A 20116-nucleotide genomic window follows, 5' to 3' on the forward strand; every position below is an offset into this window, starting at 1 on the left:
CATGATTATTCATAATCCCAATATGTCATCGTGTCAAAAACTCCTATCAGTATAAGAATAATCCCAGCAATAAATTGTACAATTCTCCCTATTTTCATACTTTTTTTCATAATTAAGCGTTTCACATCAAAGAACCATATTAAACCGAACAAAATAATTAGTGGCACTGATGTCGCGAGACCGAAAACTGCAGGTAGGATTAAACCATAAGAAGTTGACATGACTGTTGGCATAAGCCAGACAAAAAAGAGAACAAACATAGTGGGACAAAAAGCTAATGCAAAGCTCGCCCCCAGCATAAAGGATCCTAATTTCCCTTCTTTTAGGACGAGCGGAATATGCGTTGTTAATCGATTAAGAAATGTAAGCTTTAGAATTCCAATCAGTACGAGTCCCGTCAAAATCATTAATGGACCAATTAATTGCCGAAAAATCGGGAAATATTCGGTCATTTTTGTTTCAAAGGATTGACCAAACATCCATGCAAACAAGCCAATTAAACTATAGACAACAGCTTTCCCTGCAATAAAAGATACAATCACTCCCCAATTACTCTTCATTTGAATCGTACGAGATCCATAAAAAGTAATCGCGCTCATATTCCCGGTCAGTTGGCACGGTGCTACAGCCCCTATCAAACCGAGAAGCAACGCAACAATCATCGGAGAATGTTCAAAGGAGTTTAGAAAAACAGTTACTGGTTCGCTAATTATTTGACTGATTTCTGACATCAAACTATACATCTTTGAAACACCTTCTATTTTCTTATTTCGTTAGTACTCAATTGGAAGTAAGTCGATTCCCGGAAAACCCCTGCTCTTTCGTCAGATAAATATGTTGATTATTAGTGGCTATTACTATAACTGCTACTAATAAACCAAAATATATGACATTTTTTTCATCATACTCCCTCTCTTCTGAAAATGAGTATAAACAATAAATATGAAGAAAGTATGCAGATATGCTGATAAGAAATTATGTTATTCATTATTTAATCACCCTGATAAACTTGTAATAGCTTAAATTCCCTTTCATTCTTTATCCGGTAGTTTTCTTGGTTTCGAATACATTTTAAGGAGTCACCTTGTTGGGAGTACTTTTCAATTCTTATCGTCTAAGTGGTTCCAATTCTAGGTTCGTTTATAGGAATAAAACTTGTAACCAATGAAGAATCTGCAAAAAAAAATGCTGTACCAAAAAGTATTATTTTGGCACAGCTTGACTAAGAGTTTTTTGTTAGTTATTTTTGTTAGTTATTTTTATTATTATTTTAGTTTCACACGTTGTAAACGAAGAGCATTTAACACAACAGATACTGAACTGAATGCCATTGCAGCACCCGCTACCCATGGTGCTAATAATCCTGCAGCTGCAATTGGAATTCCCATTACGTTATATGCAAATGCCCAAAATAGGTTTTGTTTAATATTACGCATCGTTTTACGACTCATTAAAATCGCATCAGCAATACTGTTGAGATCACCACGAATTAGCGTAATATCAGCGGCCTCCATCGCCACGTCTGTCCCTGTACCAATCGCCATACCGATGTTGGCTGTCGCTAGTGCAGGCGCGTCATTAATACCATCACCAACCATCGCTACTTTTTTACCTTGAGCTTGCAGTTTTTTCACTTCTTCTGCTTTGCCCTCTGGTAATACTTCTGCAATAACAGCATCTACACCAACTTCTTTTCCAATTGATTGCGCTGTACGTTCGTTATCACCAGTCATCATAATGACTGTAATCCCCATGTCTTGCAGACGACGAATAGCTTCTTTTGATGTTTCTTTAATCGTATCGGCAACAGCTACTAAACCTGCATATTGGCCATTAATCGCCGCAAGCATCGCAGTTTTCCCGTTACGTTCTAGTTCTTCCATAGTCGGTAATACATGTGTAATATCAATGTTGTATTGTGCCATTAATTTACGTGTTCCAATGACAACTCCTTGACCAGAAACAGTCGCCTGTACGCCATACCCTGGAATCGCTTCAAAAAATTGAACTTCGCCAAGTTCGATGCCACGATCCACTATGCCTGCCACAATAGCTTCTGCCAATGGATGCTCTGATTGTTTCTCTGCTGCACCAATCAGCGATAAGAATTTTTCTTCTTCCCCATTAACTACGACAACGTCCGTTAATACTGGTTTACCATGTGTAACAGTCCCTGTTTTATCAACGACTACAGTATCGATGCTGCGTGTTTGTTCTAAGTGCTCGCCGCCTTTAAATAGAATGCCAAATTCAGCTGCTCGACCAGAACCTGCCATAATGGATGTTGGCGTAGCAAGACCTAACGCACATGGACAAGCAATAACTAATACTGCTATAAACACTTCGAGTGCTTTTGTAAAATCCCCAGGAGTGATCCATAAAACCCATACAAGGAACGTAATTACGGCGATCCCAACAACGATTGGCACGAACACACCTGAAATTTGGTCCGCTAATCGCTGGATTGGCGCTTTGGAGCCCTGCGCATCTTCAACTACTTTAATAATTTGAGCTAAGGCTGTATCACGCCCTACTTTCGTTGCTGTCATTTTGATAAAGCCATTTTTATTAATCGTTGAACCATATAAAACGTCACCAGATACTTTATCAACCGGTAAACTTTCACCCGTTAACATCGATTCATCGACAGCTGTTGTACCTTCTAATACTTCACCATCTACTGGGATTTTTTCACCTGGTTTTACTAAAATCGTGTCACCAATGACTACTTCTTCTAATGGAATCTCTTTTTCTACGCCATCTCGTACAACAATTGCTGTTTTAGCTTGAAGGCCCATTAATTTTTTAATCGCATCAGATGAACGACCTTTTGCTTTGGCTTCAAATAATTTACCTAGTAAAATCAATGTAATCAGTACTGCACTTGTTTCAAAATAAAGATGCGGTCCATGATGTGTACCAACCGTTATGATGGCTTGATAGACACTGTAAAAGTATGCTGCGGACGTCCCCATCACAACTAAAACATCCATATTGGCACTACCATTACGAAGCGCTTTATAGGCACCTACGTAGAATTGCTTACCAATAATAAATTGCACGGGTGTTGCCAAGACCATTTGTATCCACGGATTCATTAAAAAATCTGGTACGTATAAGAACGATGTAAACGAGAAATGCCCTACCATCGTCCATAATAATGGTAATGAAAGAATTGCAGATAAAATAAAGTTATTTTGTTGTTTTTTAATTGCTTGCTCACGATGGTCGACGGTTTCTTTGTCATTTTGCTTTTGATGTGCACCGTACCCTAATTTTTCAACCTTCGCAATGATGTCTGCAATGGCTACTTCCGAAGGGTTAAATTCAATCGTTGCTTTTTCGAGCGCTAAGTTTACGTTCGCTGTGGCAACACCCTCCATTTTATTTAACCCTTTTTCAATACGTGTCGCACATGCTGCACACGTCATCCCAGTAATATTGAACTCCGCTTTTTGTTTCACGACACCATAGCCAAGTGCTTCGATTTTTTTCTCAAAATCAGTTTCACTCAATTTTGAAGGATCATATTTAATTGAGGATTTCTCTAGTGCTAAATTGACATTTGCAGTTTCGACACCCTCCATTTTATTTAAGCCCTTTTCAATACGTGTCGCACACGCTGCACATGTCATGCCAGTAATTTGCAGATTTGCTTCTTTTAGTTCTGAACTCATGTTGCTTTCCACCTCTTTTATACCTTATAGGGGTATATATTTTTGAAAATAGGAGAGTGCTACGAGAGCACTCCTATTATTTTACATCGTAGCCTTGATCATCAATTGTTTCTTTAATTTGTTCAAGTGATACTTGTGCTTCATCAAAAGCAACTTCCACTAAACCTTCTTCTAGGTTTACTTTTACTTGGTCAACGCCAGCTAGTGCACCAACGCTACCTTCAACTGATTTGACACAATGTCCACAAGACATTCCTTCTACATTTAATGTTACATTTTGCATATAATTCTCTCCCTTAATTTTATTATTATAGATTAATTTATACAACACCGGGGTATATAGAATCTAAAAAAACTCCGTGCTATATAAGATAACTCACTTACTTTTTCATCAATTTCTGAATCGTCACGAGCAACTCGTCTAACACTTCTTCGTCACCTTCTGATAAACGATCGACTACGCACCCCTTTAAGTGACCTTCAAGTAAAATCTTCGCTACACTATTTAATGCAGACTGAGTAGCAGATAATTGCGTGATAACATCATCACAATATACATCTTTTTCAATCATGCCCTTAATGCCTCGAATTTGACCTTCGATACGGTTTAAACGATTCGATAAATCTTTTTTGACTTTTTCCGAGTGATGACTTTTACGACAAGATGCTTCTTCAGCATGACAAGTAACAACTTCTAATTTGTTTTCCAACTACTCGCCTCCTAACCTTGCTTTTATAATACTATACCTAAGCAGGGTATGTAAAGTGAAAAAACTTTTTTCACAAAGTTTTTTTAGTCCTTCATTACCTTACTTGATATAACAGCCTTTTATACGTTTACATATGACTTCATTCTATTGATGTTTAGCGTGGTCAATTGCTTGATGCAATAAATTCATCACATGGTTATCATCAGTTGAGTAAAATAAAGTCGTGCCTTCACGGCGGAATTTAACTAAACGTAAATTTTTTAGAAAGCGTAATTGATGAGATACCGTAGATTGTCCTAGATTTAGTGTCTCTGTAATCTCATTTACTGAATGTTCCTCGCAGCATAATAAATTTAATATACGGATACGTGTTGGATCACTTAACGCTTTGAATGTCTGCGATACAACAAATAACGTTTCTTCATCTAATTCATGTGTGTTAGTTTGTACTTCTTCTTCCATTATATACGACGCCTCCAGTTATTAACGAACTCTTAATATGAGAATATGTTCATGTAATAATTAACATAAAAACTTTACCATAGATAGTCAAAGTTAACTACCTTTTATATGCGGACAATAAAAAGCACAGGTGGAAAAACTTTACCGTTTTCTCCACCTGTATTAATTGTACGAATAAGTTTTATATTGCTTATTGAATGGCTAGACGGCTCACACTCATATGCATTATTTCTTCATTAACTTTTGAACTGTTACAAGTAATTCGTCTAGCACTTCTTCGTCGCCTTCAGCTAAACGATCGACCACGCAGCCTTTTAAGTGACCTTCCAGTAAAATTTTCGCTACACTATTCAATGCAGACTGTGTAGCTGAAATTTGTGTAATAATATCATCGCAATACACATCTTTCTCTACCATCCCTTTGATGCCACGAATTTGGCCTTCAATTCGATTTAAACGAACAGTTAGATTTTTCTTCACGCGTTCTGGGTGATGACTTTTACGACACGGGCCAGTTTCTTCTGTCGACTGATTCAATTCTTCTATATTCTTTTCCAAAATAGAGCCTCCTAAATTGCTATTATCATTATTATACACAAATATAGTAGATAAAATAGTAACAGACTCTACGCTATCCAAAATACAAAAACACCTCCGACTTAAAAATCGAAGGTGGTAAAGATCATTCTAACTATTTAGTTACTCAGTTAATGATGATGGTGTGCATGTGCATCTTGAGCTTCTGCTTTAGCCGTACATAAAATTGAATTATCATGTTTATGAGCCATTGTTTCAAGTTGAATCGTTACATGTTGGATATTTTGATGTTGTAAATCATGTTCGATTTTACGTAGTAGTTTTTCACTCTCTGCAATTGTCATTTGATCATCCACAACTGCATGGCAAGAAAGCGCATTTAACCCACTAGTAATCGACCAAATATGAAGATCATGCAGACCTTTAATTCCTTTTGTCTGTTTAATCGTTTTCACTATATCTTCAGCATTAACATTTTGAGGTGTGCCCTCCATCAATACGTGTAGCGCAGCTTTAGTTACATAGTAACCACTACGTAAAACAAGTGCAGCTACAATGACACTTGCCAATGGATCTGCCCAGCCCCATCCAAAGAACATAATCAGTAAGGCTGCAATAATGGCACCAACTGAGCCTAGCATATCACTAATAACATGAAGATATGCCCCGCGCATATTTAAATTTTCTTCTGTGTCTCCGCCTCGCATCATAATCCAAGCTACAAGTATATTTACCCCTAACCCAATAATACTAATGATTAACATCCCTGAAGTTGCAACTTCTGGTGGATTCGCAAAGCGTTCAATTGCTTCATAGAAAATGAAAAGAGCAATGAGTATAAGTGTTACACCATTTAAGACAGCCGCTAAAATTTCAAATCTTTTATAGCCATATGTTTTACCATAATTAGCTACCTTTTCTCCAAGCGTAAAGGCTAGTAATGCGATTCCAAGTGAAATAGCATCACTTAACATATGCCCCGCATCCGAAAGAAGAGCTAAACTGTTCGTCAAATACCCCCCCACTGCTTCTACAAGCATATAACTAGTAATAATGATAAAAGATATCAGTAATACTTTTTTATTCGCACCATGTGCATGATTATGATCATGATGACCCGACATAATAATCCCTCCAACTATTTATTAATAAATTTAACACACAATCACTATATGATTATATGTTCATATACGAATCGTATATCCATTTTTATTTATTGTCAATACCTATAATTTACGGGGGTATATTGGTTTTCTCAATAAATAAAACATTTAATATGAAAGAAACCCCTTATAATTAAGGAATCTTAAAAAAAATAATTTTTACTATTTACATACCTTACAAGGGTATAGTAATATAATGGCTATAGGGAACAGATGCACATAATTCACTTACACAAATGGAACAACCATTAATTAGGTGATTCGATCACTTTTTATATACACGTTCTACCCTTATGTACAGTGTCTGCAATTATGTTCACCTTTATTTGGTGTAAGTGAAATTTTTTTCTTTGCCATATACCCCCTATAAGTATTTAAATAAAAACAAAAGGAGTTTTAAGTATATGCAAAAAATTATATTTAACGTACAAGGAATGTCATGTGGTAGTTGTGTAAACACAGTTGGCAAAAGCGTGTACAAAATTGAAGGTATTATAACAGTGGATGTCAATGTAGCAGAAGGTCTTGTGACAGTGGAATATGATGATAGCCAAGCAACAACCGATCAAATGATTAAAGCTATTGAGCAACACGGTTATGCAGTAGTCGATACGACAAGCAAATAGTCACTATAGAATAGAAATATGTATAGCTAGTCAATTTATTATTCAAACTGAAAAAGCACTTTCGACAAATATAAATTTCGGCTCCTACAAGCTTCCGAAAGTGCTTTTTCAATAGAAAGGTAATGTTGTTATGTCTGAAACAGAAAAAAAAATCAAATTAGCTGTTAATGGAGGGATTGGCTTTGGTTCAAAGCTTAATGCCAAACAGTTGGTATTACTCGCCGAATATTTAGGTGATCAAGAATTGGAACTGACGACGTTTCAACAACTTTATATAGAAGTCGCTGAAAATGATGTCGAGTTTATCACGAAAAAGTTTAATGAAGTTGGACTATCTGTATACCCTGTTGGTAATTACGTTAAAAGTCTACGTCACTGTAACTTCTGCAAAGGAGAAGAACAAGAAGGAATGCCAGTCGCAAAAGAAATCAACCGTCGAATCGCTGGTAAGCCTGTCCCCTTCACACTTCGCCCTGCTTACGCAGGTTGCCCTATCGGATGCGGAGAACCTCTTGTAAATGATATTGGTGTGTTAAAAGTAAAAAATGGTTACGATCTGTATATTAGCGGCTATCCTAAAGGAGCAGATGCACGAGTTGGCAAGCTAGTGAAAGCCCAACTACAGCCCGAAGAACTCTATACCCTGATTGACAAAATCGTAGCGGTTTATTCCGAGCATGGGAAAAAACGTGAATCCTTTTTTAAATTTGTAAATCGTTACGGTTTTGATACGCTAACAGAACAGATATTGATGGCAGAACAAGTTTAAGAATCATTTAGAATGGCCGTTGTTGTGGCACAAGAGCATAATGGGAAATGATTGCACATAAAACAGGATCCAGGCATTTTAAATATAGAATATCTGATTTATTGTTCTTCATTGCCTTGAATTAGGTAGAATCTAAGCGCTTGAAAATCGTATCGAACTAATGCCTATTTCTGCTTGTCAAAATCGTTGCTGTTAAAACAAAAAGACAGAATTAATCTACAATATGTGTAGAATGAATTCTGTCTTTTTGTTTTGTTATTTCTTGAATCGAAACTGCTATACATATCCGCTCATTTACTTATTATTCTTATTCAGCTCTATAGAGTGTAGCCAATCTTGAAACTGTCTTGTTGGATAGTATGTATTGCCATTCAATACTACCTTAGGTGCACCTGGATATTCACGTAATAATTCTTCAATTTCCTTTTCACTAAGATTTACATAGTAATGTAATTCATTTTCTTTTAAGAAATAAAAATAATTCGAGCCCTTTTTAGGGTTACCAAAATTTCTTAAACCATCAGCTATAAAATATCCTAAAACAGCTAATCCCACACCTATCCAAAATATATTCTCCATTCTCTTCTCCTGTTTTCGAATTTTTTCTTACGCCCGATCTTTCAAAACACTTTAGCTAGTATAAGTTTAAGAATATGTTTTCTAGTACCTCTAACTAATTAGTTCATCATCCAACCTTGTTTTGCTCAATACCAGTGTTTAAAAACTTTATTCTCCCCCCAATGCTAAGCACTCTTCCACCCTATTTTATGATAAAGAGACATGATGACCCAAATAGCAGTTGGAAATGCAATTGCTCCAATTGTCATATACGCTAAGGAATAAACTGTACTGCCATCGACATACAACAAAACAATTACAGTTATTAAAAAGAGGATTGTTAAAGTTTTCAATAGATTAACTAATCCTTTTTTCTCTTTTGCCTTCCATTTGTTATTATATGTTGCAATTACAGTACAGGCTGTTGGGAAAACAATTACAGTACAAATATTAGCTATTACCTGAAGTGATGATTTTAAGATACCAGAGCTAATCATTGCTCCAATCCATGCGAGTGCTGTTATTAAAGCTAACGGAATAGCTAGACGTTTCATGGAATTAATTAAATTCTCATACTTTTCAACCGATGTGTCACGATCACTATAAATCGGTTTAGTATCGGGTTTTGCACGAAATAAATGAATATCTCCTTGTGAGGTAATATGCGACCATCCAGCAGATGCAAAAAAGTCAAAGTATTCCTCTTCTTCATCCTTTTTTACTGAACGATAATCTACACTATAGATATAATCTGTGCATTCCCCTTTTTCAAGCGTATACCCCATTAACTTAAAATCACTGACATGCCACCCCTTCAAAGAAAATCGGTGTAATTTTTCCATGTCCTTTTCCTCAGAAAAAGCTAACCCACCTGACGTAATATACTTTCTTTGTCTCATTCTTCAACCTCCTTTAGTCCTGTTTCCGCTAATTGAATCATCAGTTTTCTTAGCTTCACATCTTCTTCTAAAACTTCTTTGCCCTTTTCAGTAAGCAGATAAGTTTTACGTCTTGAATCCGAACCATCATACAAATAAATCCACTCTTGATTTAATAACTTTTTAATAATCGTGTACATCGAAGCAGGACCTATTGTAATAACACCTTCTGTTGTTTCTTCAATTAAGTTCATAATAGCGTAACCATGCCTTGGTTTAGTTAAAGCAGCCATAATATAGAACATGGAATCTGTTAATTGCTCAGTTTTCTTCAACCAATCACCTTCTATATCTTTTTAAGATATATCATAAAATGATACATATATCTAAAAACAATATATCATGATGTGATACACTTGTCTAGAGTTATATCATAATTTGATACATCCAAATATTTTTCATTTTAATCAAAAAAACCACCAAGGTATAAGAGTTTAAAACAAAAATGAGATAGCAGGTAGTCGCCTACCCGCTATCTCATTTAAATATATTTCGCTGTTATTGACTGTGTACATTGTTTGATGTCAGCGGGTGGGCCTTCATACAAGATTTGTCCACCTTCTGAACCACCCTGTGGTCCGATATCAATAATCCAGTCACTTTGACGAATCACATCTACATTATGTTCAATTACAATTACCGTATTGCCCTTTTCAACCAATTCGTTAATAATACGAATAATGTTCGATATATCGGATAAATGAAGACCTGTTGTCGGCTCATCGAGAATGTAAATATTGCCGTCTGTTTTTAGTTCCTTTGCTAGCTTTAATCGCTGGCATTCCCCACCCGACAATGTTGATAACGGTTGACCTATCGTTAAATAGGAAAGTCCAACTGTATCAAGACTTTTCAATTTGCTTCGAATATCCCTCGCCTCAAAAAAGTCTAAAGCTTCTAACACAGTCATATCCATTACTTCTACAATATTTTTGCCTTTATACAGGTAGCCAAGAACGTCTTGACGATAGCGATTGCCCTCGCAGTCACTACATTCCGTCTCCATTTTATCCATAAATGATAAGTTCAGTTCCTGTTCCATTACATGTTGGGCAAGCCCCAGTTGAATTATGACTAAATAAGCTACTATCCGCTTGGTTTGCTTGAGCAAACACTTTTCGAATGCTGTTCATAATTCCTAAGAATGTCGCAGCATTTGATCGACTCGTTGCATGTAGGGAGTTTTGATCAATTCGTAACGCTTCTGGGAAATCCTTAGCAAACACTTGGTTCACAAGCGTGCTTTTCCCTGAACCAGCTACACCTGTTACTACGGTAAACACTCCTTTTGGCACACGAAGACTAACATCTTTTAAATTATGAAGGCTACTTTTTTGACTTTCAAGAAACTCTGATACAGGTCGGGGATTCGTATTGATTGGTGATTGCTCACTCAAAAATTTCGCAGTCAATGTATCGGTTTGTAATAAACCTTGATAATCCCCACTATACATAATGTGACCGCCCTTGGAACCAGCATGTGGCCCTGCATCGACGATATAATCTGCAATTTGAATGACATCCGGATCATGCTCAACAACTAGGACAGTATTGCCCTTATCCCGAATTTTTACAAGCAAGTCATTTAGGCGATAAACATCACGAGGCAATCCTGTACTTGGTTCGTCAAAAATGTAAAGGAGACCAGTTAAGTCACTTGATAAATATTTCACCATTTTCACACGTTGTGACTCCCCACCTGATAGTGTGGATGTTTCACGGTTTAAACTCATATAGCCTAAGCCGATATCACATAAATTCGTTAAACGCTCCAGAATACTATCAATAATCGGTTTAGCTTTTGGTTCTTCCCATGTTTTTAGGACATTAATAAGCTCAGTTAATTGCATTGCCGTTACATCATAAATCGAGTAACCATAAAGCTTAGAGGAAAGGACGATTTCATTATAACGTTTGCCATCACAAACTTGACATGTACAAGCAGTAGTGAAATCTTTTATTATTTTCAAACTTCTTTTCGAGGCTTCTTTTTCTGTATTGATCGCTTGTCGCATGAATCGAACGACCAAACCTTCATAGGTTGCATTAATATCACTACCATCATATTGCACCTTAACTTTCTCAGGCTCCGCATATAAAAACTTCTGCAGTTCCTCTTGCGAATAATCTTTTATTTTTTTATCAATATCAAAGAAGCCAGATTCACCGTATGTCTTCCATTGATAAGAATCTGGTGCATAGCCTGGTAAGAGAATTGCCCCTTCTTTTAATGACTTTTGACGATCAATAGCAGAATCGATATTTAATGTGATAACTTTTCCGATTCCCTCACACGTAGGGCACATACCATTTGGATCATTAAATGAGTACTTATGGCCAGCACCAATATGTGGCGTAGCGAATCGTGAAAATAGCAATCTGAATAATGGAAGAATATCCGATATTGTTCCTAACGTAGAGCGAGCATTACCGCCTAATCGTTTTTGATCCACAACAACTGCTGTCGAGAGATTTCGAATCTCATCAATTTCCGGTCTACTATAACGAGGAAGAAATGTTCTAATAAAGTTACTGTATGTTTCATTCAATTGACGTCCCGCTTCTTGTGCAATTGTGTCAAACACAATGGAAGACTTTCCTGAACCAGATACGCCTGTAAAAACTGTAATTTTCCCCTTTGGAATTTGTAGATTAACATTTTTTAGATTGTTCTCTCTTGCATTGATAAGTTCGATAAATTGTTGGTTCATAGATACCCTCTCTCTCCTAGCTTTTAAAACGAATCGACCTGTCCGATTCGGGAATTCCAATCATATCAGTAGCCAATTGAAAATTGCAAACAACATTTTGGTAATGACCCAAAATGTTAAAAGAAAATCATTATCCCTTTATAAATTTAGAAGAAAATGCTCTTCATAACTTTATCACTCTCTTTTACAATATCAAAAACGATTAAGCCCGAATAACTTTACATATTTCCACAACGTATTGGCTGTACCATGCTTCTTTGCCTTCTTGTTGTGCTGTCTAATGCTCCCTATGCTCTTTCCGTGCTTCAATAGCCTCTAATGTTTCCCAATAATAAACCGTAATCCCTTCCCCTAATTGATTTCTCATTCCTTCCAAGCGAATAAATCCAGGCCCCCCCTTACGACCGACACTCTTTTATAGCCTGCTTCATCTTTTTCTATTCTTTGGGACATACAGATTACTGCATAATATGTATCCATCCTAATGCCTCCCTTTCATTTTCAGTCATTGTAAGCAATTAACATTACATCTATAATCGAAGTATAGAATGCAAAAAAGGTGGAATATCATGAGCATTAATCCTAATATGGCAGAAGTAGCCTCTCTATTGAGCGAAACCTCACGGGCAACCATTCTAGCAAGCTTGATGGACGGACGTTTTCATACTGCTAGCGAACTAGCCTATATGGCAGCTATTAAACCTCAAACAGCTAGCTTTCACCTTACTAAATTAGTAGAGGGTAAACTCGTTACCGTCGAAAAACAAGGACGTCATCGCTATTTTCAGCTAGCCAATGAAGAAATCGCACAGTTTATAGAATCCTTTTTAGCCATCTCCCCGCTTCCTGAAGTACGTTCTTTAAAACAATCTAGTCAAATGAAGTTACTACAAGAGGCTAGAACCTGCTATGATCATTTAGCAGGAAAATTAGGGGTCGCATTAACTGATTCAATGTTAGAATCTGGTTATTTAAAAAAAGTAGAAAAAGAGTTTATCGTGACATCTTCAGGAGAACATTTCTTTACTGATTTCGGTATTGATTTAAAAGCATTAAAAAAGAAGCGCCGCTCATTTTCTAACGTTTGTTTAGATTGGAGTGAACGTCGCCATCATCTAGCTGGTGCTTTAGGACATGGTCTGCTTACACACTTTTTGGATTTGGGTTGGATTACGAGAGTACCCTCTATACGAGCTATTAAAATCACTGAAGTTGGAAAAGTTGGCTTTAAACAAGTTTTTCATATCGATGTCTAACAGTCAAACCCCCGAGAAGCTAGACTATCTCGGGGGTTAACCTTACTATTTATTTTTCATCTTCTCAATGCTAAGTCTTTACCATATCCAAGCTATTCAACAGCTTTTCATAGGTTAGACAATTCTTCTTTTACATATGTGCGAAATTCCGCATCTGTCAGGAACTTCAGTTGAAAACCGTTCAATTTTCGAGTTAGTTTTGCTTGCTCTAGTAAGTTTAAATCATTTGAGAAAAATGCAAGCTCTGTTTTATTGCCATCTTTATCTGTGGCATACATCGCATTTGTCACAATAAATGCAGTCGATCCACCCTTTTGCCCCGCATGAACAAGCCATTCGCGATTAGCTGGATTTTTCATCAACTGCTCCATTACTGGATCCAGATATTTATGTATATTTTCATTATAGTATTCTTTGCTATTTAGTTTGTCCATAATTAATACATAGTCTTCTGTAGTAGAACCAGGCAATCGATCGGACCAAATTTTTTGGAAATCCATGTCCATCATTTTTTTTGTTTGCTCTTTTTCTTGATTCGTTGGTGGATGGCTGAGCCACTTTTTGTGAATTTCAATTGCTCTATAACGATATTCTGATAAGTCCATGCTTTTCAAAGCTTCTAGCGTCTCTTTTTTTGTTAAGTTCTTCTCTTGCATAAGCTGATTAGGTATGAACAGCGCACTTACAATCGGATAAATAGGTTGATGATTTGAAATACCTAAACTCTCTGGAACTTGATTGATATTTTCAATTCCGAGTACTTTCATCAAGTAATCTGTATTAGCATTTGAGCTGTAAGCAATCATTCCATTCGCTACTTCACTTAAAGGAACTTTCTCTATCTCTTTGCCTTTGCTTAATTGAGAAATCCATGCGTCATGTGCACCATCTGGGGGAACATAAAAAGTATTTAGTTCCTCTAAGCTAACTTCGTGTTCCGGATTAATTTTTCCTTCTGCTGCCTGTTGAGCATATTCAATTGCCACAATAATTTTAACTGTGCTCGCGAGAGGTAGTTGATTTTTTTCGTTAACCTCAACCCACTTTTGACCATTATAGTTTATTGACAGCGAGACATTATCATTTCCCGCATTTTTCTTTATAAACTGTACAATATAGTCAGGATCTTCCTTGTTCGTTTCCTTCTGAAACATCCAAAACCCAATAGCCATAATCAAACCAAGAATAAATAAGATACCTGCTATAATAAAGAATATAATTTTCAAATTGGTTGCCCCTTTCTATTGTTAATATATATACGATTAATAAGTAGTTAAGTTTCAAAATTAAGGATATTATTCATAAAATATACTAATGCAGTATAAATGAATCTAACTAACATTGTCGAAAATTACTATGCAAAAATCGATCAATAATTGTTTCGGATGACATATGTGAAAACACCGAATTTGCTATATGACTTATCCTTAAAAAGTGAAAAACATCAGCAAAAGTTTACATTACACTTTTGCTGATGCCTAATTCAAAATATATCACTCTAACTGAACTTTATTTACAAATGAAGATCGATCTGCACAATCAATTCGATAATCGGTTTCGAAAATGTATTTGGAATCATAGGAGAAGATAATTGTCCATCATAATTTGTTAATCCAAACAATGCTCCGTCGACGTTAATCCAATCTAATTCTTTTACATCTTCTATTTCACCGATAAAATGATAGTCTACGAGATAATGATTCATACCATTTTCACTACAAGCATGTGAGACTTCTGCTTCTTTTCTAGGATCAATACCAAATTGTTCAAAAAATTGTTTAATTGCTGGTGAAAAATGATCGGTAGCTTTTGTATAATTTGTACAATCATCACAGCCGCAATGTTCTTTATCTGATATAAGAGGTAATGCTTCGTAAAGCTCTTTTGTTCGTTCTACATTAACATTTACAATAAAACCATTAATGTTGAGTTGTTTCATCATTATTATGGGAACCTCCATCAAGTCCATATTTAAAGTTTAAAATATGCAATTGCATTTTTTTCAAGAGTTGTTGCTTCCTCGGAACTGTAAATAATAATATCAAAATTCTGACTGTACGGATGCATAAACAGTTCGTATTGAATTCTACGCTCTTCATGTGACTGCCTTAAATATAAGAAATCGATTCCTCTTTCCACAATATCACGACTTGATCTTCTAAATAATTCCGTATCGCTATCTGTATAGAAGTAAAGTTTCAAATCAAATAAATCTGGATTTATAAATGCAACACTCATACCTTCTACGATGGTCACTTTATTTTCTGAAGAAATAAACTCACTTCTTAGATAAGTCGTATCAATCGTATAAAAATCTAAACCAGCTTTCACCATCTGAACGTCTCGTTCTAAAGAAGGCAAATGATGTGCTGCCGGATGACAAGCGGTCATTTTATATTGATGCTTTCATTTTGATATGTATAGTTGATAACTACGTTTTTTCGAATATCAGAACTAACGATATACGGATCAGTATTAATATAATTTACTTCATTATGCTTTAGAAAGTTTATAAGCCTATTGGCAAACGTAGTTTTTCCAGCAGCTCCGTGTCCGGAAATGCCAATAATAATTTGTTTATCAGTCTTACTTACCCAATTTACGATTTCTTGCAATAATTTATCCATCATTCGCTCCCTTTTTACTAATTTTCTTTCCATTAGATTAATTTGAAATCCATTGGGAATAGTGAAAAAGAAATATTTAAGCTAGCTGAGTAACTAATCTCTCATCAAATCATCTATTATCTCATGCCTATTCCCTTGTTCTTCTTCCATATTTTAATAAAAAAACATCAGAATAAACTTCTTTTTCATTATATACGAAACACAAAATATGATACTAATTCACATAAGTCTTATTGTGATTTTTAGTCATTTTCATTATTCGTCAACACGAAATAACTATTACTAATCTAAAAGCCAATTTATGCACTAAGAACTAATCAATCATTATTTCGGCTGAAAATTACGATTGACTAAGAAGATACCCATTATAATGAACAAGCCTCCTAGTAGTAGTGAAGGGTATAACGGCTCGTCTAGTAAAAGCCATCCCGTTAATACACCAAAGAAAGGCGCTAAAAATAAGAAGGCACTCGTTTTTCCTGGATCACTTTTTTGTAAAAGATAATACCAAACCGCAAATTGAACAATGGATGACAGGATACTTAACCATAGTAAAATAACTATTGAATGACTGTTTACAATGAAAAATGGTTCTTCAAGCACAAAACTACCGAGTAATAGCAGTAATCCTCCAAAAAGCATTTGGTAAGCTGATAGCACCCAAGTATCGAACAGTACGCCCCATTTTTTGGCTAACAATGTAGCCGTCGCCCAAAAAACAGCAGAAAGAATGCCATAAACAATACCAATCTTAAATTCTATTTGTGCTCCCATCGTAATCACTACACCTATAATACCTAGTACAACGCCAACCCATTGATAGAGTCTATAGCGTACTTTTAAAAAGATTGTAGCAAAGATTACTACAAGCAATGGGTTCGTGAATGTTAATATTGATGATTCACTTGCAGTAATCGTTCGTAAACTTAAGAAAATACACCCCATTACTCCGGCTGTTTGGAATGTACCAATCGCAAATATCTTTAGCCAGTCTTTTTTCGTTGTAGGATGAGGTCTTTTTAAAACAATAACTACTAAAGCCATAATGACCCCAGCAAGTAAAAACCGCAATGCAGCTAATAACAATGGCGATGAATAAGGTAAACCAATTTTCACAACTGCAAAAGAAGAACCCATCAGAAAGGTTGTTAAAAGTAACAACGGTATAAATTTGAAAATATTCATTAATAGCTCCCCCTTATATGTATTGACCAATCTATGGTAATTATAAATGGGGATTACTTCAGTTCTCATCGAAGTATGGAATACAATCAAAAATATTTTATTATATTGTTACTTGAGTCAATTTCATAAATAGTTTTTCTAAGAAGAACCACGAACATTTAAGTGGAGCGAAAGGCGGCGACTCCAGCGGGAAAAGCAGATGTTTTATGTGCGAAAGCGAAGCGCCAGCAACAAGCGAACCGAGACCCTGGACTGAGCGTAGCGAGGGAAGCGGCTCGGTGCTTGCCCGCGGAAAGCGTCCGCCTGTAGCGTAACGATGCGAATAATCATATTTTTTATCTTTATAATGTTCGTATTTGTTGATGGAAATATGAATTATGAAATTGATTCACTTGTGAGTGAACAAATATTAGTAGGTAAAATTCAATTTAACTTTCCCTGCACTCAATTCCTTTAAATCCTGTACGTGCCTATACAAAAAAAGGAAGCTACCTCAATAATTCGAGGTAACTTCTTCTGTGATAATGGTATAGCCCTGTGCCCTACCTTTATTATTTCAATACATATTCTGCCAAAACACTTTGAACTTTAAAAATATTGAGCGATTTATTAAATCTTTTTTCAATAATACCGCCAGCAGATAACCATATTTTCATTTCCGCATCTACATCAAAATTACCCGCTGTTTCTACTGAGAAATGTACAATGTTTTTATACGGAATAGAATGGTATTCGACTTTCTTCCCTGTCACGCCTTGCTTATCTATTAAAATAAGACGTTTGTTTGTGAAAACAAATAAATCGCGTATTACTTTATAGGCATGTTCTACGTGTTCCGTCTTCGTTAATAAATCTTTAATCTCACTTTCTACTGCTTCTAAGTTAGTTTCAGAGGCATTTCCTATCAATCCATCAAAAAAACCCATTAAACACACCGTCCTTATAACATAATTATTGTTAATCACTGAAAATTGGCGTGAATAATATGGTTTTGTGATTTCATCAGCAAGCATAGAGATTTTTCAGTGTTCACTTAGCTTATTCAGCATTCATAATTATGTGAGTGGCAAGGGGCTTATTTTGTTTTAAATCTCACCCATATCATTACCGGTACTAATAGTAAGGCTAAGTAAGTACCGATAAAACCTAACATGGCATAACTTGAGTAGGCCACAACAACACCTGATAAAATGCTGCCTGCAGATCCTGCTAACGCTACCCAAACATCTACGGAGCCTTGTGTTTTTGCGCGGTTTTGTATATTTGTCGAGTCGATAATAATAGCTGTTCCACTAATTAATCCAAAATTCCAACCTAGCCCTAACAACATGAGCGCAAGTGTTATCCAAACCATTGAATCTCCAGGTGCAAATGCAGCTACTAAGCCCGCTGCTGCCAATATAATACCTGAAGCAACTACCACGAACGTACGACCAATCTTATCGACAAGTATGCCTGTACCCAATGATGGTAAGTACATTGATGCAACATGTAGTCCAATAACCATACCAATTGCGCTTAAATTACTGCCATGCCCTTGCATGTGTACCGGTGTCATTGTCATAATGGAGACCATAATCACATGCGATAAAATTAAGACAAGCGCCCCTACAAAAATACCCATGCGATTCGCTTTATTTTGTAAGACATTCACATTCTCAGCTACTGTATGCTGTTGCTTCTGTTGCTCAGCTGCTATTGCTTTAGCTACTAATAACGGATCTGGACGTAAAAAAATGAATAATGTAAGTCCTGCCAAAATATACGCTACCGCCGCCAGAATGAAAGGACCCGCTAGCGCTGGCATATTCATTGCTGTAGCAACCTTGCCCATCGGTGTCACTAAATTTGGGCCAGCGACTGCTCCAAATGTTGTGGCAACCATTGCGATACTTGTCGCTGTAGCTCGTTGCTTTTCATTCGCTAAATCCGTACCGGCATAACGTGCTTGTAAATTGGTTGCAGTTCCCGCACCGTACACAAATAATGAAATGAATAATAACGCTAAACTGTTAATATTGGCGGCAATTATTACCCCAATAGCACCGATTCCACCTGCAATGAATCCAAAAGATAAACCATAACGTCGCCCGTATCGCTGGGAAAGCTGACCTACGACGAATGCTGCTAGTGCAGAGCCGAGTGTAAATAGTGCTGCAGGTAACCCTGCAAAACTTTCTGTCCCTAACATATCCTTTGCAAGAAGAGCCCCTACGGTAATACCCGCAGCAAGCCCTGCCCCACCGAATACTTGAGACAGCATTACAATTATTAAGGAACGCTTATATAACTTTTGCTGTTCATCTGTTGAATGAACATACTGTTCGATAGTAGAAGAGTTATTACTTTTCATAGGTTCACCTTTCTTCCATAGCGTTTATACCCAACTAGGTATAAATCGATTCATACTCGATGATAATCTGCTCGCCACGCTTTAATTTCTTGTTTAATGTCTGCTGGAGATAAGTTTTCATCTACTGTTCTATCAACTAGATTCACAAACTCCTCATCTGAAGCGAAGCGTAGTGCAATAAGTTGTTTTGTCGTAATTCGTTGATCAAGACGTTTGTTCGTTAACATATAGTAACGCAATTGTTCTTCTGTTCGAATTAAGCGATCTTGCAACTTAAGTGCATACATACGAGCTAACATCCCTGGAATTATAGCAAGTAATACCGCTCCCATTAAAATTAGCAATACTATCGAGAATGTTCCATCTATAATACTATACACTATGTACGTTAAAGTAGATAAAAGCATCACAAAACTTAATGGCAACCAAACAAAATGCTGTAGCGGATGAAAACGACTATGATTATTTGCTGATTGTATTTTCATTCCATCACCCCCTATACCTTTAGGGGTATTATACACAATACAACCTGTAGAAGCGATTA

The 20116-nt window shown here is 36.3% G+C and carries 19 protein-coding genes and 2 pseudogenes; 3 read left to right on the plus strand and 18 right to left on the minus strand.

Translation table 11 applies throughout. The features are described 5' to 3' along the window. Nucleotides 1–5: 5 nt before the first annotated feature. The 7 genes from ACIQ2D_RS09390 to ACIQ2D_RS09420 all read right to left on the minus strand — a co-directional run bounded on the left by ACIQ2D_RS09390 (nucleotide 6) and on the right by ACIQ2D_RS09420 (nucleotide 6510). The gene (locus ACIQ2D_RS09390; RefSeq protein ID WP_402862856.1) at nucleotides 6–743 is read right to left on the minus strand and encodes an urease accessory protein UreH domain-containing protein; all 738 of its coding nucleotides are present in this window, start codon (nucleotides 741–743) and stop codon (nucleotides 6–8) included. A gap of 522 nt (nucleotides 744–1265) precedes the next feature. After that, the gene (locus tag ACIQ2D_RS09395) at nucleotides 1266–3677 is read right to left on the minus strand and encodes a heavy metal translocating P-type ATPase (protein ID WP_402862859.1); all 2412 of its coding nucleotides are present in this window, start codon (nucleotides 3675–3677) and stop codon (nucleotides 1266–1268) included. A gap of 76 nt (nucleotides 3678–3753) precedes the next feature. Further along, a complete protein-coding gene (gene copZ / locus ACIQ2D_RS09400) occupies nucleotides 3754–3960 on the minus strand; it encodes a copper chaperone CopZ (RefSeq protein WP_402862862.1) in 207 nt (68 codons plus the stop codon). Nucleotides 3961–4057: 97 nt separating this feature from the next. Then, on the minus strand, nucleotides 4058–4387 hold the full coding sequence (locus tag ACIQ2D_RS09405; protein ID WP_402862864.1) for a metal-sensing transcriptional repressor: 330 nt from the start codon (nucleotides 4385–4387) through the stop codon (nucleotides 4058–4060). A 144-nt stretch (nucleotides 4388–4531) separates the two neighbouring features. Further along, entirely contained in the window at nucleotides 4532–4849 is a 318-nt protein-coding gene (locus tag ACIQ2D_RS09410) for an ArsR/SmtB family transcription factor (protein ID WP_402862867.1), read from the minus strand. A gap of 225 nt (nucleotides 4850–5074) precedes the next feature. Next, complete coding sequence (locus ACIQ2D_RS09415; RefSeq protein ID WP_402862870.1) at nucleotides 5075–5407, minus strand: metal-sensitive transcriptional regulator; 333 nt, start codon at nucleotides 5405–5407, stop codon at nucleotides 5075–5077. 149 nt (nucleotides 5408–5556) lie between these two features. After that, the gene (locus ACIQ2D_RS09420) at nucleotides 5557–6510 is read right to left on the minus strand and encodes a cation diffusion facilitator family transporter (protein WP_402862873.1); all 954 of its coding nucleotides are present in this window, start codon (nucleotides 6508–6510) and stop codon (nucleotides 5557–5559) included. Nucleotides 6511–6953: 443 nt separating this feature from the next. Here ACIQ2D_RS09420 and ACIQ2D_RS09425 point away from each other — a divergent pair, with 443 nt between their 5' ends. Beyond that, nucleotides 6954–7175 (plus strand): heavy-metal-associated domain-containing protein, encoded by a 222-nt coding sequence (locus ACIQ2D_RS09425; RefSeq protein ID WP_402862876.1) that lies wholly within the window; start codon nucleotides 6954–6956, stop codon nucleotides 7173–7175. Nucleotides 7176–7305: 130 nt separating this feature from the next. Next, nucleotides 7306–7944 carry a nitrite reductase gene (locus tag ACIQ2D_RS09430; protein ID WP_402862879.1) on the plus strand — a complete coding sequence of 213 codons (639 nt, stop codon included), beginning with the start codon at nucleotides 7306–7308 and terminating at the stop codon, nucleotides 7942–7944. 294 nt (nucleotides 7945–8238) lie between these two features. On the opposite strand, the gene ACIQ2D_RS09435 is transcribed toward ACIQ2D_RS09430, so the two are convergent. From ACIQ2D_RS09435 to ACIQ2D_RS09450, 4 genes and pseudogenes are all read right to left on the minus strand, one after another. Continuing rightward, nucleotides 8239–8523, minus strand: coding sequence for a DNA-binding protein (locus ACIQ2D_RS09435; protein ID WP_402862882.1), 285 nt, complete (start codon nucleotides 8521–8523; stop codon nucleotides 8239–8241). Between the two features lie 164 nt (nucleotides 8524–8687). Then, the gene (locus tag ACIQ2D_RS09440) at nucleotides 8688–9401 is read right to left on the minus strand and encodes a DUF2812 domain-containing protein (RefSeq protein WP_402862885.1); all 714 of its coding nucleotides are present in this window, start codon (nucleotides 9399–9401) and stop codon (nucleotides 8688–8690) included. Next, complete coding sequence (locus ACIQ2D_RS09445) at nucleotides 9398–9715, minus strand: PadR family transcriptional regulator (RefSeq protein WP_402862888.1); 318 nt, start codon at nucleotides 9713–9715, stop codon at nucleotides 9398–9400. The genes ACIQ2D_RS09440 and ACIQ2D_RS09445 overlap by 4 nt, the downstream gene beginning before the upstream one ends. Before the next feature lie 206 nt (nucleotides 9716–9921). Further along, nucleotides 9922–12151: pseudogene (locus tag ACIQ2D_RS09450) on the minus strand (ATP-binding cassette domain-containing protein). Between the two features lie 569 nt (nucleotides 12152–12720). On the opposite strand from ACIQ2D_RS09450, the gene ACIQ2D_RS09455 reads away from it, so the two are divergent. Beyond that, nucleotides 12721–13407 (plus strand): ArsR/SmtB family transcription factor, encoded by a 687-nt coding sequence (locus ACIQ2D_RS09455; RefSeq protein ID WP_402862891.1) that lies wholly within the window; start codon nucleotides 12721–12723, stop codon nucleotides 13405–13407. 107 nt (nucleotides 13408–13514) lie between these two features. Here ACIQ2D_RS09455 and ACIQ2D_RS09460 read toward each other — a convergent pair whose 3' ends face one another. The 7 genes and pseudogenes from ACIQ2D_RS09460 to ACIQ2D_RS09490 all read right to left on the minus strand — a co-directional run bounded on the left by ACIQ2D_RS09460 (nucleotide 13515) and on the right by ACIQ2D_RS09490 (nucleotide 20057). Beyond that, entirely contained in the window at nucleotides 13515–14633 is a 1119-nt protein-coding gene (locus ACIQ2D_RS09460) for a serine hydrolase (RefSeq protein WP_402862894.1), read from the minus strand. A gap of 287 nt (nucleotides 14634–14920) precedes the next feature. Then, complete coding sequence (locus ACIQ2D_RS09465) at nucleotides 14921–15349, minus strand: hypothetical protein (RefSeq protein ID WP_402862897.1); 429 nt, start codon at nucleotides 15347–15349, stop codon at nucleotides 14921–14923. Nucleotides 15350–15378: 29 nt separating this feature from the next. Next, nucleotides 15379–16034 (minus strand): annotated as a pseudogene (locus ACIQ2D_RS09470) (uridine kinase family protein). A gap of 324 nt (nucleotides 16035–16358) precedes the next feature. Next, a complete protein-coding gene (locus tag ACIQ2D_RS09475; protein WP_402862900.1) occupies nucleotides 16359–17219 on the minus strand; it encodes a DMT family transporter in 861 nt (286 codons plus the stop codon). A 551-nt stretch (nucleotides 17220–17770) separates the two neighbouring features. After that, a complete protein-coding gene (locus ACIQ2D_RS09480) occupies nucleotides 17771–18145 on the minus strand; it encodes a PH domain-containing protein (protein WP_402862903.1) in 375 nt (124 codons plus the stop codon). Nucleotides 18146–18294: 149 nt separating this feature from the next. After that, nucleotides 18295–19572 (minus strand): MFS transporter, encoded by a 1278-nt coding sequence (locus tag ACIQ2D_RS09485; protein WP_402862906.1) that lies wholly within the window; start codon nucleotides 19570–19572, stop codon nucleotides 18295–18297. A gap of 50 nt (nucleotides 19573–19622) precedes the next feature. Next, entirely contained in the window at nucleotides 19623–20057 is a 435-nt protein-coding gene (locus ACIQ2D_RS09490; protein ID WP_402862909.1) for a DUF6526 family protein, read from the minus strand. Nucleotides 20058–20116: the final 59 nt, after the last annotated feature.

The organism is Lysinibacillus sp. NPDC097287 (genome assembly GCF_044761695.1).
GTDB lineage: Bacteria > Bacillota > Bacilli > Bacillales_A > Planococcaceae > Lysinibacillus.